General features: G+C 62.8%; 14 protein-coding genes, 1 tRNA gene and 1 pseudogene. 5 read left to right on the top strand and 11 right to left on the bottom strand.

The window, feature by feature from the left end:
- Positions 1 to 214: 214 nt before the first annotated feature.
- The gene (locus FHY19_RS03720; protein WP_259161755.1) at positions 215 to 910 is read left to right on the top strand and encodes a hypothetical protein; all 696 of its coding nucleotides are present in this window, start codon (positions 215 to 217) and stop codon (positions 908 to 910) included.
- A gap of 91 nt (positions 911 to 1,001) precedes the next feature.
- A tRNA-Lys gene (locus tag FHY19_RS03715) sits at positions 1,002 to 1,135 on the top strand.
- Between the two features lie 14 nt (positions 1,136 to 1,149).
- On the opposite strand, the gene FHY19_RS03710 is transcribed toward FHY19_RS03715, so the two are convergent.
- The 3 genes from FHY19_RS03710 to FHY19_RS03700 form a co-directional block, all read right to left on the bottom strand.
- Positions 1,150 to 1,404 carry a hypothetical protein gene (locus FHY19_RS03710; protein WP_259161753.1) on the bottom strand — a complete coding sequence of 85 codons (255 nt, stop codon included), beginning with the start codon at positions 1,402 to 1,404 and terminating at the stop codon, positions 1,150 to 1,152.
- 84 nt (positions 1,405 to 1,488) lie between these two features.
- Entirely contained in the window at positions 1,489 to 1,788 is a 300-nt protein-coding gene (locus tag FHY19_RS03705; RefSeq protein WP_259161752.1) for a hypothetical protein, read from the bottom strand.
- A gap of 818 nt (positions 1,789 to 2,606) precedes the next feature.
- Positions 2,607 to 3,524 carry a LysR family transcriptional regulator ArgP gene (locus FHY19_RS03700; protein ID WP_259161750.1) on the bottom strand — a complete coding sequence of 306 codons (918 nt, stop codon included), beginning with the start codon at positions 3,522 to 3,524 and terminating at the stop codon, positions 2,607 to 2,609.
- A 103-nt stretch (positions 3,525 to 3,627) separates the two neighbouring features.
- On the opposite strand from FHY19_RS03700, the gene FHY19_RS03695 reads away from it, so the two are divergent.
- The gene (locus FHY19_RS03695) at positions 3,628 to 4,251 is read left to right on the top strand and encodes a LysE/ArgO family amino acid transporter (RefSeq protein ID WP_259152233.1); all 624 of its coding nucleotides are present in this window, start codon (positions 3,628 to 3,630) and stop codon (positions 4,249 to 4,251) included.
- A gap of 25 nt (positions 4,252 to 4,276) precedes the next feature.
- Positions 4,277 to 4,673 (top strand): annotated as a pseudogene (locus FHY19_RS03690) (GNAT family N-acetyltransferase); the annotation flags it as partial.
- A 105-nt stretch (positions 4,674 to 4,778) separates the two neighbouring features.
- Here FHY19_RS03690 and FHY19_RS03685 read toward each other — a convergent pair.
- The 3 genes from FHY19_RS03685 to FHY19_RS03675 all read right to left on the bottom strand — a co-directional run bounded on the left by FHY19_RS03685 (position 4,779) and on the right by FHY19_RS03675 (position 8,592).
- A complete protein-coding gene (locus tag FHY19_RS03685; protein ID WP_259164097.1) occupies positions 4,779 to 5,144 on the bottom strand; it encodes a hypothetical protein in 366 nt (121 codons plus the stop codon).
- Between the two features lie 444 nt (positions 5,145 to 5,588).
- The gene (locus FHY19_RS03680) at positions 5,589 to 7,757 is read right to left on the bottom strand and encodes a methyl-accepting chemotaxis protein (RefSeq protein ID WP_259161748.1); all 2,169 of its coding nucleotides are present in this window, start codon (positions 7,755 to 7,757) and stop codon (positions 5,589 to 5,591) included.
- A gap of 628 nt (positions 7,758 to 8,385) precedes the next feature.
- Positions 8,386 to 8,592 carry a hypothetical protein gene (locus tag FHY19_RS03675; RefSeq protein WP_259152228.1) on the bottom strand — a complete coding sequence of 69 codons (207 nt, stop codon included), beginning with the start codon at positions 8,590 to 8,592 and terminating at the stop codon, positions 8,386 to 8,388.
- A gap of 216 nt (positions 8,593 to 8,808) precedes the next feature.
- On the opposite strand from FHY19_RS03675, the gene FHY19_RS03670 reads away from it, so the two are divergent.
- On the top strand, positions 8,809 to 9,519 hold the full coding sequence (locus FHY19_RS03670) for an rRNA pseudouridine synthase (RefSeq protein WP_259152227.1): 711 nt from the start codon (positions 8,809 to 8,811) through the stop codon (positions 9,517 to 9,519).
- Positions 9,520 to 9,938: 419 nt separating this feature from the next.
- On the opposite strand, the gene FHY19_RS03665 is transcribed toward FHY19_RS03670, so the two are convergent.
- The 5 genes from FHY19_RS03665 to FHY19_RS03645 form a co-directional block, all read right to left on the bottom strand.
- On the bottom strand, positions 9,939 to 10,379 hold the full coding sequence (locus FHY19_RS03665) for a hypothetical protein (RefSeq protein WP_259152226.1): 441 nt from the start codon (positions 10,377 to 10,379) through the stop codon (positions 9,939 to 9,941).
- Positions 10,380 to 11,130: 751 nt separating this feature from the next.
- On the bottom strand, positions 11,131 to 11,535 hold the full coding sequence (locus tag FHY19_RS03660) for a response regulator (RefSeq protein WP_259152224.1): 405 nt from the start codon (positions 11,533 to 11,535) through the stop codon (positions 11,131 to 11,133).
- A 78-nt stretch (positions 11,536 to 11,613) separates the two neighbouring features.
- The gene (locus FHY19_RS03655; protein ID WP_259161744.1) at positions 11,614 to 12,096 is read right to left on the bottom strand and encodes a hypothetical protein; all 483 of its coding nucleotides are present in this window, start codon (positions 12,094 to 12,096) and stop codon (positions 11,614 to 11,616) included.
- A gap of 135 nt (positions 12,097 to 12,231) precedes the next feature.
- Positions 12,232 to 14,028 carry a DNA helicase RecQ gene (gene recQ, locus FHY19_RS03650; protein WP_259152221.1) on the bottom strand — a complete coding sequence of 599 codons (1,797 nt, stop codon included), beginning with the start codon at positions 14,026 to 14,028 and terminating at the stop codon, positions 12,232 to 12,234.
- Positions 14,029 to 14,496: 468 nt separating this feature from the next.
- A complete protein-coding gene (locus tag FHY19_RS03645) occupies positions 14,497 to 15,045 on the bottom strand; it encodes a Dps family protein (RefSeq protein WP_005988683.1) in 549 nt (182 codons plus the stop codon).
- Positions 15,046 to 15,106: the final 61 nt, after the last annotated feature.

Here is a 15,106-nt window from a genome sequence, read left to right as displayed (position 1 = left end):
GATATAAGCCAATTGATCCGCAGTGGGTTGGTAGACTATTGAAGTGCTGCCATTAAGACTCGGATGACTCTGAAGTGCTGAATTCAATTGCTGAAATCCGCTCAGATTAGATCAGCCGATCAAAATTCCTTAAATTACTCATTATTGAGCCGCAGTTGGCATGAAATTGATTAAGCTAGATTTTTAACACTATTATCAACGGTCGGGGTGGAATTTGAGCGAGAACAAAGGCTTAGAACTTTTTCAAGAAGCCCTGATTGATTGGGTGTCAAGTGTGGTGAAGCCGGAAAACGCATCCGACCCGGCGGCGTACCCAGCGAACGAGCTGGAGCTTATAGATAAGGTTTTTCGTAGGTTTACAGAGATTACTGACGCAGTAGATCGTCTAGACCTCAGTTTGAGTTTCATTAATGGAAATTTGCCTCGACGGAAAGGCCTAAAGCTATATGACTATTTGATGTATCACCTAACCTTCTACATTCAAGAGGTATATATTCTAAATGAGAGAATGGATTTATATGCAAAAACTATCCTGCGGCTAAAGAAAAAGTATGGGTTGCCTTTTGACGAGGCTAAGTGCAAGCAGTTGATTGAGGAAGTCCGCTTGCCTCTATCCGGAATTGTTCTTACACGAGGTAAGCATGTGCATGATCGGGCGATGGATGATGAAGGGCTGCGTGAGCTTGCTATGTTTTCTTTTCTGGCTGTCCATGCGAGTGATAAACCAGAGTGGGCAAAAAAGGCGAAGAGTCTCTATCGTGACTCTAAAGCAGTTTGGGTAGAGCAGCTGACAGCTAATCGGGCAGCTATTTCTGTTCTGTTGGATAAATACTGTGTATACCTGCATGAGGATGTGCAGGAGCTACTCCAGCTAGTGCCAACCAAGGTCAAAGCTCTTAGAGCGGACTAGCTACCTGGCGCACATGAGAGATATCCCGTGGGGTCATGTAAGCCTACGCATCAGACCTTTTCTACTATAGCTGGGGGCGGTAAAATTCGATGGGCAGTCCAGTGGTAACAAGGGCTGTCTAACCGGTTTCGGGAAAGATGGTGGAGGTAAGTGGTTGATAAATAGGGATAATCGTGATGACTTTTAATCTTTTGGTCGATGGTTCGAATCCATCACGGCCCACCACTTAATTCAGCAGGTCAGATGGAGATGGCGCCGATGGCGCCTTTTTTGTGCGCTCGGAAATTGCCGGGGCCTTCGCCGTTGTTGACTCGACTAATGCGCTCGATGGGCGCGTGGTGCTGGACGATCTGGAGTGCCGGCAGGACGCGATGCCGATGCAGTCGGGTGCCTGTCCAACGATGCGCGCGCTTGCGCAACTCGACGGCTGCTGTCGATGCGCTGGCGGTGCGCCTTTCGACAGAGCGCGCCTGTGGCGGCACCGAGATTGACAAGGTCGCTGCCGTAGCCGGAGCCCATCGCCCCTTGGCGATGGGCTGCCTATGCCCGTGTGAGGGCAGCCCTGCCCGCAGCAATGATCAGCCCCTGCAGATCCACTTGCCGGTGACCTTGAAGGTCTTTGCGTTGATCGCGCGGGTATTGACCTGGCCGAGCTGCACCGAGGTGGTTTGCGGAAACGCGTCGCGGCATTGCGCCGCACCGTCGGCCCATTGCTGATTGAACACCTCGGTCCTGCTCGGTCCGGTGTGGGTGAACGATGTCATCTGCTCGGTACGGGAGACGACATGCAGCGACTTTGCGGAGGCAGTGGTGATCAAGGTGGAGGAAACGATGATTCCGAAAGCCAGCAGAGGGATCTTGCGCGATGAGGAAGACATGGTCTGGTCCGATTCGAGTGGTGGACTGTAGGGAGTGTCGGCAACTTTCGGCGGCAAGCTACGGTGCGGATAAGACGCCGAGGTGACCGTGTGGTTGCGAATCGAATCGGTTGTTCCAGCATTCAGCGCGGGGAGGACGGCGGCATCGAAAGCCGCGGCTTTCCGCAGTTCAAACGCGAGCCGGCCAGGCCGTTCGAAGGCATCGATTACTGGCGCAGGCGAGGTCGGTCGCGCCAGATCCAGGCGCGTTCACTGTCTAGCGCAGCGGCGTCGATGTAATGCCTTGGTCGATGCCGCTTCGTAGCCATGGAGATGTCTGCCTGAACCATCAGGCGCGATACAACGCGGAAGGGACGCCAGCCTGGGTTGCTCGCATCCGGATGTCGCCGTGATCGCGCGATTCACGGCAATCGGTGAAGGTGCGATGCGGGTCAGGACCATAACCGCAATGGCCGAATATCAGGACGACACAGCAAAGCCGCGTATTGAAAAGGCGTTGCCACAAGCCACGCTGGGCGTTTAGACACGCGGGTGTTTCAGATCTGGCCCCAATGGACGTCCAATCCTGGCGGGACAGTGTCGTTTCCGGTTGCAGGAGCTCTTGATGCGCGCAACACGCCCATATCTTCGTGAGGGCGGCGCAGTGCTGACCTGCACAGAAGCGCCGGCAGGGGCGGGGTTTGCACAAATCTCTTCATTCGTGGGGTCGTCGAAACGCATTGCGTTGCTGCAACGAGTGAGTACAGGCTGGCCGGATTTCGGACCGGAGGCCACTGAAGCGTGTCGGCCGACTTCGATACCTCGTGCACGGCGCATGCTCATGCCGCTGCGAAGCTTCTGCCTCCACGCAAACTCGTCGCGGCTGCCTCGCGTAGCGCCTGACTGAGTTGCTGCAGAGCGCTCGAGCCCACTGCGGCGTATTGCCAGTACAACGGAACATCGAGCCAGCGGGTTGGGTCGACGATGACGATCTGCTTGCTGCGAGCGGCTGGCGTCACCATCGACTCCGGCGCCAGACACCATCCGAGTCCGCGCGCAGCAGCTTCGACGAAACCGGTCGAGGTGGGCAGGTAATGTGTCGGTGGAGCCAGTTGCGTGCGGGTAATGCGTTTGACGAAACGCGCCTGCAGCGCGTCCTTGCGATTGAATACCAGCATGGGCGCGTGGCCCAGCGAAGCGGCAGTGAAGCCGTCCTTGAAGTGCGTCTGGACAAAGGCAGCCGACGCGACGGCGTGATAACGCATCACGCCCAGCGCATGCACATTGCAGCCCTGCAACGGCTTGCGCTCTGAGGTGACTGCGCCCAGCACGCTGCCCGCACGCAATAACTCAAGAGTATGGTCCTGGTCGTCCATCTGCACATCGAAGAGAAACCCGTGTGCCTGATGCAAGGCAGACAGCGCCGCCAGCAACCAGGTCTGCAGCGAATCGTCGTTGACCGCGATGGAAAGGGTACGTGGGTGCCCAACGCTGCTGTCGCCGGGAAGGAAGTCGGCGATCGCTTCGGATTCCAGCACCTGCATCGGCTTCACCCTGCGTAGCAGGCGTTCGCCGGCGGGAGTGGGGCGGCAAGGGGCTTTCCGGATCACCAGCACCTGACCGAGCCGGTCTTCCAGCGCCTTGACCCGTTGCGAAATCGCCGACGGCGTCACCGACAGCCGTTGCGCAGCGGTATCGAAGCTGCCTTCCTCAAGAACGGCAGCGAATGCAGCCAGTTGCGGATGCAGAAGATCCATGGCGCTCGGCAGGATTAGAAGTTCTAAGCAGCATACAGAATATTTAGTTTTCTTAATTACGGCGGAGCGCCCAGCATTGGCGCCACTGATCCGGGAGGTATTCGTGTTCCTTCAAGCCGTCATCGCTGGTTTCATCGCCAGCGCAGGTCTCATCATCGCAATCGGGGCGCAGAACGCATTCGTGCTGCGGCAGGGACTGCAGCGCCAGCATGTCGGTCTGGTGGTGGCGATCTGCGCGTTCGGCGACATCGCGCTGATCGTGCTGGGCGTGGCCGGGATTGGCGTACTGGTGACGCAGTGGCCGGACTTGCTGCAGCTACTTCGCTATGCGGGAGCTGCATTTCTCGCGGCATATGGCGCGTTGGCTGCACGCAGGGCCTGGCGTGGCACCAGCGGGTTGGCACCGTCGCAGGGCGGCGCCCAGCGTTGGCAACGCGCCATGCTGACGTGCCTGGCATTTACCTTTCTCAACCCGCATGTCTATCTGGACACGATGCTGCTGCTGGGCAGTCTGGCCGCGCGTTACCCGGGCCAGTTGCGCTGGGCATTCGCTTCGGGGGCGTGCCTGGCCAGCATCGCCTGGTTTTCCGGTCTGGGCTATGGCGCGCGTTTGCTGCAGCCGGCCTTTCGCGATCCGCGCGCGTGGCGTCTGCTGGATGCTGCGATCGCAGGATTCATGCTGGTGCTGTGCGCACTGTTGTTGCTGCCTTCGCAGTCGCTCACCTGAGGCCATTGTTGCCGGAGTTGTTGCCATGTCGCCGCTGCGCATGTCCACCGATCAGTCCGAACTTGATGTCGCGCTGATCCATCGCTCCCTGGTGCAGCACAGCGACTGGGCCAGGGACATCCCGCTTGCTCTGGTACAGCGCGCCATCGCCAACGCGCTGTGCCTGGGCAGGTTTCTGAAGGGTGAGCAGGTCGCGTTTGCGGGAGTGGTTTTGCGACTAAGCAACCTTTGCCTATCTGGGCGATGTGTTCGTGTTGCCAGAGCACCAGGGCAAGGGCGATGGCAAGGTAGTGATTGATGCGGGCACGGTGCATCCCCATCTGCAGGGGCTGCGCCGTTTAAGCCTGGCCACCAGCGATGCGCATGGTCTTCATGCGCGCCAGGGCTTCACGCCGCCGCTGTCTCCGCAGTCGCTGATGGAATGCTATCGTCCCGGTCCCTGCGCGCGCTGGCTGCGGTGGGCCGACTGCGCGGTGCGCACCGTCATGGCGCCGCGTCGGGAGACGTGTGGTTCGCGCTGCGCGCTGTCAGGCGAGCACTGCAATCTCGACACGGCACAGTGCCGGCCAGGCATCGGCAGCGCGCATTGCCGCCAGCGACGATTCGCAGCTGCCGCCGGACAGGTGGCGATCCTGCAGCGGGTCGATGGCTTCCCACTCCCAGCGCGGCGAATGCGGTATCTGCCAAGCCGCCAACAGCACCGACGTGCCGTCCTGTAGCCTGAGCTGCCGCCGCCAGATCACGCGTGCGTCGAGATGGCCTTGTCGCCAGTGCGAGAAGGCATCGCCGTGCTGGCCACCGCCTGCGTCCGTTGCGAGAGCGCAAGCCTGCACCTGGACATGCGCGCCGTTGAGTAGGCGCTGCGGAGCTCGACGGTCGTTGCTGGTGTTCACGGCTGATCCTTCCTGATTGAGAAGGCGTGCCGCGCGGTGACGAAAGCACCCACGGACACACCTGCAGTGCCGGCGGCGCCGGCTGCGGATGTCGTGGGTACCGATGGCTAAGATGCCGCCTGCGCTGCAGACGGTGGCCGGGCTACCATCCGGCCTGCTCTCTTTCGACCGGCGCAGCGTAACCAGGCATGGCGCCGGAAACAAGCGCTTTTGAGTGGCTTGCGTGCTTGTTTTCGAGGTTATTTTGTGGGCACTGCGCGCGCGTTGCGGGTGCCTGAGCTGTCTGCGCCGAATGCCGGTGAGCGTGCGGGATAAACGCAGAAAGCGCCCTGGCGGGCGCTTTCTGTGTGTGCGATGGCATCAATGGCTGCGGGCACATCCGCGGTGTTGCATCAGCGTGCCTGCACCGACGACCCGGTCGACGGCGCAGTGCCGGCTGCTGGCTCAGGCGTTGCGGACCTTGCTCAGCAGCTGTGCGACCGGTGCCGCTACGCGCGAAGCGGACTGCCGTGTCTGGCGTGCGTCGATCTTGAAGATCGCCACCGCATCGGTGAGCTGCACCGCCTGCTCTTCCATCGCGCGCGCGGCGGCAGTGGCTTCTTCCACCAGCGCGGCGTTCTGCTGGGTGGTTTCGTCCATATGCGTGATGGTCTGGTTGACCTGCTCGATGCCGGCCGACTGCTCCTGCGAGGCTGCAGAAATCTCGCCCATGATGTCGGTGACGCGTTGCACGCTGGCCACCACGTCACCCATGGTCTTGCCTGCGCTGTGCACCAGTGCCGAACCCTCGGCCACGCGTTGCACCGAGTCGTCGATGAGGTCCTTGATCTCCTTGGCGGCGCCGGAGGACCGCTGCGCGAGCGTGCGCACCTCCGAGGCCACCACGGCAAAGCCGCGGCCTTGCTCGCCGGCGCGCGCGGCTTCCACCGCTGCGTTCAAGGCCAGGATATTGGTCTGGAAGGCGATGCCGTCGATGACGCTGATGATGTCGGCAATCTTCCTGGACGAGGCTTCGATACCGGTCATGGTGTCCACCACCTTGCCGACCACGTCGCCACCTTGCGAGGCAACGCGTGCGGCGCCGATCGCCAGCTGGTTTGCCTCGCGTGCGCTTTCGGCATTCTGCTTGACGGTGGAGGTCAGCTCTTCCATCGATGCTGCGGTTTCTTCGAGGTTGGCTGCCTGCTGTTCGGTGCGCTGCGACAGGTCCTGGTTGCCGGCGGCGATTTCGCTGGCCGCGGAGTTGATCGACACGGCCGACTCCTGGATGTTGCCGACGATCTGCGCCAGCTGGCTGGCCGTGGTGTTGGCGTCATCGCGCATCTGAGCAAACACGCCACGGAAGTCGCCGCTCATGCGTGCGGTCAAGTCGCCGGCGGCGATGGACTGCAGCAACGACGACAGCGACTGCAGATTGCCGTCGGCCGTGGACATCAGGTGGTTGAGGCTTTCGACCATGATGCGGAAGTCGAACTGGAAGCGCTCGGCATCGCCGCGCGCGCTGAAGTCGCCATTGGCGGCGGCCTGGGCGAGATGCTTGATCTCGTGGTTCATGGCCGACAGGTTGAGCTTGACCTGCGACATGGTGTCGCTGAAAACGGCCTTTTCGCCGGGCAGCGGCTGCATGTCTTCGGAGAGCTCGCCAACCGCATACCGGCCCATGATGCGTGCCAGATCGGTCTGCACTGCCACGTGCGAGGCAACCAGCAGGTTGGTGTCGTTGGCCATGCGCCCGTAGTCGCCCGGGAATGCCGCCGCATCGATACGGAAGCTGATCTGGCCGTTGTCGTGATGCCTGGCCATGTCGGTTTGCGCGGCGATCAGGTTGCGCAGCTGCAGCTGCATCTTGTCCATGGCCTTGAGCAGACGGCCGGTTTCATCGTTGGCATTGGTATGCACATCGTTGTGCAGGTTGCCGGCTGCGATGGCTTCTGCAGTGCGGGTGGCCTGGCCGAGCGGCTGGGTCAGGCTGCGTGTGATCAACCACGCGAGCAGGCCGCTGATGACCAGTGCGGCAATGCCGCCGGTGGCCAGGGTGATTTTCCCGTTATGCATCGATGCCACCGCTGCTGCATAGGCATCCTTGCTGAGGCGGCGCTCCAGTGCGGCGTTCTCGCGGATCGCCGTCTGCTGGGCGTCCATGGCCGCTGCGGCGTCGCCTTGCAACAGCGCCTGTGCTTCCTGATTCTGATCGCGAAGGCCGTATTCGAGAATCTGGTTATTGAGCTTGACCGAGATGTCGCGCTTCTCCTGCACCAGATCGAGCGCCTTTTTTTCGGGCGCGCTGCTGGGCAGTGCGGCCAAGGCGTCGTGTGCCTGCTTGTAGCGTGCGCGGTTCTTGTCGATCATGTCCATTGCGCGACGGTTGGCTGCGTCGCCAGCGACCATGACGATATCGCGCAGGCCGATTGCCACATTGGTATTGGCGTCGAGCATTTCCGAGGACAGCTGGATCCTCTCCATGTTGCTGTTGACGATGGTATCCAGCTCGAAACGGGCGTTGGACATGGTGACCAGGCCGGTTGCAACAAGCAGGCCCGACAAAAGGATCAAGATGCCGAAGGCCATGCCAAGGCGACGGCCGACATTGAGGCGTTGCAAGTAATCGTTCATAACCGCATCCAGTTAGTGCAGCTGAAGGGCCCGGTGGATGCGGGGTGCGTCCACTCAAGCGTCTTGCCCAGCTAGCGGCTGGATACCGACGTGCTAAAGCCTTCCGTTCTGTACTAGTTACAGCCGATTCATTGCGCGGAAGAGATTCCCCGACAGCTGTCCATCGGCGCCTGACATCGTGATCTGCCGAGAGCCAGGGAGCGCAGCTGACGCCGCTTTTGCGTGCACGTTAAACAGATGTTGCCGATGCTGGAAACAACCGGCGCAATACGCATGTCATCGCATCGTGTGTGCAGGATTCCGCATCGACGACCGATCACATGCGCCATTTGTTAGCCGTGCTTGTAAGCTCTGGCTGGATCGATGCGTGTCATTTGCAGAGCGCTTGTCATGCGGCACGTGAAGCGCTGGTGCGCGCTTCGGTTTGCGTTCGCCCACCACCTGAAATTCGCCTTGCGCAGACGCTGGATCCTCAGCAAACGCCGAGGTCGACGTGCAAGCAGGGCGACAGTGCCCCGCGGTGCCGCGCGATGTGCGCGAGCTGGGAGCAGTGTCGGCAGCGCGCACTGCATCTGGTGACAAGGCAAACCTCGGCAGCCGGGCGAGCGCGCTGCGTTGCGGACGGGTATCAGCCCTCCAGCGCAGCCAGCACCTTGGCATGCAGCTGTTGTGCGTCGGACTCGCTGTTGAAACGCGCAAAGACTTCTTCGCCGGAAATCAGGCCGACCCGTACGGAGTGGCAGTACGAGCCGAAGCTTTCGCCTGCGTTGAATGGATCGCTGATGACCGAGATGTGGGTGAGGCGGACTCGGGTGGTGCCGAACTTGATGAACATCTGCGAGCTCCTGTGTGAGCGCCGAGTTTCCCACGTTGTGGTGCAGGGCAGAAGCAGCGGTCGACGGGGCCGTTGCGGTGGTGCAAGGCCTGGCCGTAGCGTACTGCGCTCTGGTGGTGTGGCCCGGCGGTGCAGTACGTGCCCGAAGAGGCCGCTGCCTCTCGCATTCGGTGGGCCAGCACGTACACTGCCGTGCCCTGATGCTGAGCTTGCCTGATGTCCGATCCCATCCGTCTCGATAAATGCGTTGCCGCGCAGTTCGGCTGCTCGCGTGGCGAGGCGCAGCAGTACATCGAGGGCGGCTGGGTCAGCGTGGATGGGGTGGTGGTCGAAGAGCCGCAGGCCCTGGCAACCGCCGCGCAGGTGGCGCTTGCGCCGGATGCGGTGCTGGAACCCGCCGAGCCCGCCACCTTGCTGTTGCACAAGCCGGCAGGAATGACTGCCGACGCTGCGATGGCACTGGCCAACCCGGCAAGCCGGAGCGAACTGGACAACGCCGAGGTGCGCGTGCTCAAACGGCATTTTCTGCGCCTCAATGCGCCGCTGCCGCTGGAAGACGATGCCAGCGGCCTGCTGGTGTTGAGCCAGGACGGGCGGGTACTGCGTAGGCTGACGGTCGATGCAGGCTCGATCGAGCAGGAATATCTGGTGGAAGTGCGCGGCGAGCTGCGCCCCTATGGCATGGCGCGGCTGGCGCATGGTCTGGTGTATCAGCAGCGCAGCCTGCCGCCGTGCAAGGTGAGCTGGCAGAACGAAGAACGGCTGCGCTTTGCGATCAAGCACGTGCAGCCAGGCCAGCTGCGCTCTATGTGCGGTGAGGTGGGACTGGACGTGGTCAGCATCCGTCGGCTACGCGTGGGCCGCGTGTCGCTGGGCAAGCTGGCGATCGGCCAGTGGCGCTATCTGCCGGTGGGTGAGCGTTTCTGAGGCGCATCTTGCTAGGTGTGGGTGCAGCTTGTGCAGGCAGCGGACGCGAGTGCATCGTCCATGTCGGTCAGGTCGTGCGCGTGGAGTGCATGTGCTTCTGTCAGCGCCAGCATGCTTGTGCCGATGCTTGGCGATGCCGCAAGGTGGAATCCTGAAGCTTTTCAAGTAGCGGCCGACGCAGGTCGACCGATGCCTGACGAGCCGCATCGCACGCAATCGCGTGCAGCGTGTCCTTGCTTGCGGCTGCCGCCCGGCTCGCTTACTTCTTGTTGCGCTTTTTCTTGGCGCGGGTCACCAGCCAGAACACCACGGCGATGATCCCGATGACCAAGATGGCGAATGCCGGTGTTAGAAACGAGTTGTCGCCCATGAAAATCTCCCGAAAGTCATCTGCAGCGAAGCGCTGCACTGACGTTAGCCTAGCGAGCGGCCTGCTTGATCGCGTGAAATGCGCTGCATTGCGCGCAGATGCGCTTTTGCCTTGATGGAAGGCCAGCAGCGCTGTCGCTCGGTTTTGACGCATCGATGCAGTGGGAGCTGCGCGCGCCGGGCCATTTGATGCGAATACAACCGATGCGACGGATGCAGTCAGCGCTGTGTGAGGTCACAAAACTGCGCAGCGATGTGTGGAAACTGCTGCGGTGTTGCGAGCGGTGACAGTCAACAGCGCGACGTAAGCGCGAGCAGGTCATGCATTGGGCCACCGCGCGGATCGATGAGAGCCTCCGGTAGGCGAGATCGATTGGATCGGCGAGCCGACCAGTGACGGCCGCCACGTGCGTCGCCTGCCACAGTGATGTCGCTCGCATTGCCAGGCGTATCTCGCCGCATCCGATCGACGTGCGGGTCTCGATCGACAAGCGCAACTGCGCTTGCACGCAGGAACACGTGCATGCGATCAAGCAACCCAACCGGGGCGGCGATCGCTTTGCAGCGGTCTACGCGCCTATCGCCTGGCGCCCAATGCAGTGCGCTACGCAGTTCGGTACCACCAGTGTTCCGGCAGGGGCGTGCTCAGCGCCCCGCGAGTTGAGCGGCCCAACTGGCCTCGCGTCCGGTGGCTGCAGTTTAAGTGAGACTTGCGTCACGTAAATCGGGGGCACGCCGACACGCTGTCAGGACGTTCCCGACAGCCGTGCCGGCTTGAGCTGCGCGCAGCCACGGGGGCAGCGAGGGCTGGAAGTGCAATGGAAGCGGGCACAGTCGATTCGTACCGCGCTGCCTCTCTGGCAGGTCGCCGCGCAACGGATGGGGCCAGCTGGCTGCAACTGGCTGCAGTTCAGGCCGCTGCTAACGCTTTGGGCGCGTGCCCTGGACGGTTCGCTGGACATCTCCATGCTTGCATGCGTCGGCGAGGCCGCAGCGGCGGCCGGCGAAGTCGCAACGCTGACAGGTGCAGCAGCGGTACATCGGCCGCCAGGGGCGTTGTCACCGCCTTGTGATGCGGGCCGCCGCTTGTCGCCACGATAGCGCCTTGCGGCCACCAAGTGGACAGTGCGCCGCAGCCTCGGGAGAGCGGTGCCGCGATCAATCCCCGTTGCCACCGCATCGCGCGCCGGCCGCCATTTCATATCGGGAGTGTTGGCCGCCCTCCAGTTGCGGCCGTGTGCGTCATACGCCGGGTGTGGCGAGCACGCGGCGCTTTGCCATCACGCTGCGGATGGCGGTGAGCAGTTGCTCCGGGGTGTAGGGCTTTTCCAGGAAAGCCACCCCGTCGGGCAGGATCTCTTCCACGTACTCCACCGCCAGGCCGGAGGTGAGCAGCACCGGCAGGTTGTACGGTGCATGCGCGGTCTTCAACGCAAGATCCACGCCGGTCAGGCCGCCGGGGAAATGGATATCGGAAAACAGCACATCGACACGCGGGTCGCTTTCGATCAGGGCGAGCGCTTCTTCGACAGACCCTGCGCTGCGGCAGGTAAAGCCGTAACTTTCCAGGACAAGGCAGCTGAGTTGTCGGGTGCCGTCGCCGTCTTCGACGACGAATACAACTGGCCGTTCCTTGTTCTGTGACATGAGCGCGTCTCGTAAGGCAGACCACATTCTCAGCGATGCGGCAGTGAACCCACCGTCAACGCAGACGCAGCCGTATGGTTACCAGCCGAACGGGCCCGGGCCATAGCCGCCGGGTGCGTAGCGTGGGCCGAAGACCGGGCCTTCGCCGCGGCCGACGCTGATGCTGACGCCGATCTGATGCGCTTTTCCGTCGTCGTCGTAATAGGTCTTGCAGGAGTTCAAATTGACTGCCTGCCAGTTGCTGTTGCCGCCACGGTTGGAATAGCCCATGCCGGTCTCGACCGCGCCGTGCAGCTTGCCCTGGCATTGCTCGGCACGTTCTGCCGCGATCGAGGCAGCGCTTGGCCGTGCGAGGGCCGGGCGGGGGCCGCTCTTGTCGCCGTAAAACGTGCCCGGCGGGTCGGTGCTGTATTCCGGATCGGAGCGGTACTGGAGTGGCGCTTGCGGGACGCTCAGGTCCAGCGAGCGCGCGCTGGCCGGCTCAGCGCTAACATCGCCGGTCTGGGCGAGCGCGCCACCGACGGTAAATAGAGTGGCCAGGAGAAGCAGGCTGCGTTTCATCGGTTCGACTCTAAGAGGGACTGGCAGCGCGTGCCAGCTCGCCCTGTGAAACTAGCAACGGCTGATTGAATGCGCGCTGTCGACTCCAACCGATGTTGTGTCGACGCTGGCATGGCGCTGACACACGCTGTTGCATCAGCCCTGCTCGCGCACGATGTCGATCAGCTGCGCACCATAGCGGGCCAGTTTGCCGCCGCCGATACCGCCGACACGCGAGAGTGCGTCGATGCTGGTGGGCCGCTGTTCGGCGATATTGCGCAGCGTGCTGTCGTGGAAGATCACAAAGGCCGGCACGTTCTGCTCCTTGGCCAGCTCCGCGCGCAGGCCGCGCAGGGCGTTGAACAGCACCAGGTCCTGCGGCTGCACCGGCAGGCCGGTGCGTTGCGCGCTACGCTCGCGCCCGGCAGCCGGGTTCTCGCGCCGCATCATCACCTGGCGCTCGCCCTTGAGCACCTGGCGGCTGGCGTCGGTCAGACGCAGGCCACCATGGCCTTCGCTGTCGACCTCCAGCAGGCTGGCCGCAACCAGTTGCCGGAACACGCTGCGCCAGGTGCGCTCGTCCAGGTCGCGGCCGATGCCATAGGTGCTCAGCTGGTCGTGGCCGAGCTGCTTGATGCGCTCGTTCTCGCTGCCGCGCAGGATGTCGATCAGGTGGCCGACACCGAAGCGCTGCCCGCTGCGGTACACGCAACTGAGCGCCTTCTGCGAGGCCACGGTGGCGTCCCAGGCGGCAGCAGGCGTCAGGCAGTTGTCGCAGTTGCCGCAAGGTTTGGGGTAGGTCTCGCCGAAGCCGGCCAGCAGCACCTGGCGGCGGCATTGCATGGATTCGCAGTAGCCGAGCAGGTGATCGAGCTTGGCGCGTTCCAGGCGCTTGCGCTCTTCGGCTGCTTCGCCCTGTTCGATCATCTGCTTGAGCAGCACCACATCGCCCAGGCCGTAGCAGAGCCAGGCTTCGGCCGGGTCGCCATCGCGGCCGGCGCGGCCGGTTTCCTGGTAGTAGCCTTCCAGCGATTTGGGCAGGTCCACATGCGCGACAAAACGCACGTCCGGCTTGTCGATGCCCATGCCGAACGCAATGGTGGCGGCCATGATGATGCCGTCCTCGCGCAGGAAGCGACGCTGGTTTTCCGCGCGTACCTCGGCCGGCAGTCCGGCGTGGTAGGGAAGGGCGTTGAAGCCTTGCGCGCACAACTGCTGGGCGGTTTCTTCGACCTTGCGCCGCGACATCGCATAGACGATGCCGGCACAGCCGCGATAACGGGTGAGGAATTCCTGCAGCTGCTTGCGCGCGTTGTCCTTCTGCACCACGGTGTAGCGGATGTTGGGGCGGTCGAAGGAGCTGACGAAGTGGCGTGCATCCACCAGATCCAGGCGCTCGGCGATCTCGCGCTGGGTGGGCGGGTCGGCGGTGGCGGTCAAGGCCATGCGCGGGATGTGCGGCCAGCGCTCGTGCAGCACGGTGAGCTGGCGATATTCGGGGCGGAAGTCGTGGCCCCATTGCGACACGCAATGCGCTTCGTCGATGGCGAACAGCGCGATGCGGCTGCGTTCCAGCAACGACAGGAAGCGCTGGGTCAGCAGCCGTTCCGGCGCGACGTAGAGCAGATCCAGATCGCCCGACAGCAGCGCGCGTTCGACGCGCTGCGCGTTCTCGGCATCCAGGGTGGAATTGAGGAATTCGGCACGCACGCCGAGCTGGCGCAGCGCCTCGACCTGGTCCTGCATCAATGCGATCAATGGCGAAACCACGATGCCGATGCCATCGCGCAACAGCGCTGGCACCTGGTAGCACAGCGATTTGCCGCCGCCGGTGGGCATCAGGACCAGGGCGTCGTTGCCGGCAGCGACGTGTTCGACGATGGCCTGTTGCGGGCCGCGGAAGTCGTCGTAACCGAAGACGCGGCTGAGCAGTTCGTGTGCGGGGGAAGACATCGCCATAGGATACCGTGCGGGTCAAGCCCTGGTCGGTGTCATGTCGGCAGTGTTGCCCGATAGCGGGTCGGGGATTGCCGCGATGTGGTGGACGTGGCGGGCGAATGCGCACATGGGGTGTGACTGGAGCCTGCGGCGCAGTGCAGTGCAGGGCCGGTGGCTGCGCGTTGGGGCACTGAGCTGCGCTCCGCACCCTCACCAACCCCTCTCCCGCCGGGAGAGGGCGCAACCACCGACAGCACATCCCAGCCCCCTGAGTCAGGGGGCGCGCCGAAGGCGGGGGGTATGGGGGTGCATAGCGGGGCCCGACGTTTGCAAAGCAAACGTTGGGGGACATGTCCGCGAAGCGGAGATGGCCGCGACCCCTGAGTCAGGGGGCGCGCCGAAGGCGGGGGGAGTGGCCAGGGCCCCAAGGTTTCGGCGCAGCGAAACCTTGGGCAAGCCTGCAGGGAGCGAAGCCCTGCGGGTTTACTGCAGCAGCGAGCGCAGCATCCAGGCGTACTTCTCATGGGTCTGCAGGCGCTGGGTCAGCAGGTCCACGGTCGGGTCGTCGCCGGCGTCGTCGGCGGTGCCGAGCACCTTGCGGGCAGTGCGGCACACGGCCTCGTTGCCGCTGACCAACTGACGCACCATTTCACGCCAGTCGGCGCTGTCGCTCAGGCCCGGCTCTTCCGGAATCGAGGTCAGCGCGACGAACTCGCGGTACGAGCCCGGTGCGTTATAGCCCAGGGCGCGGATGCGCTCGGCCACTTCGTCCAGTGCAGCCCACTGCTCGGTGTACTGGGTTTCGAACATGGTGTGTAGCGAGTTGAACATCGACCCGGTGACGTTCCAATGGAAGTTGTGGGTCTTCAGGTACAAGGTGAAGGCGTCAGCCATGTAGCGGGCCAGACCGTCGGAGATCTGCTTGCGATCGGCGTCCTTGATCCCGATATCGATATGCGGCGCCGACGCGGCAGCGACCGGCAGAGCATCGTTGATGACGACGGGCTTGTTGGCGTTCTTTTTCTTGGACATGGAATGGCCCTTCTGAGGAGGTGGGTGTCTGAGGGAACAGATATGGCGTCACAATAGACAG

It is taken from the genome of Xanthomonas sp. 4461, assembly GCF_024806475.1.
In the GTDB taxonomy this organism is placed as follows: Bacteria; Pseudomonadota; Gammaproteobacteria; order Xanthomonadales; family Xanthomonadaceae; genus Xanthomonas; species Xanthomonas arboricola_F.
This window is presented reverse-complemented; position numbering and strand designations above follow the sequence as displayed.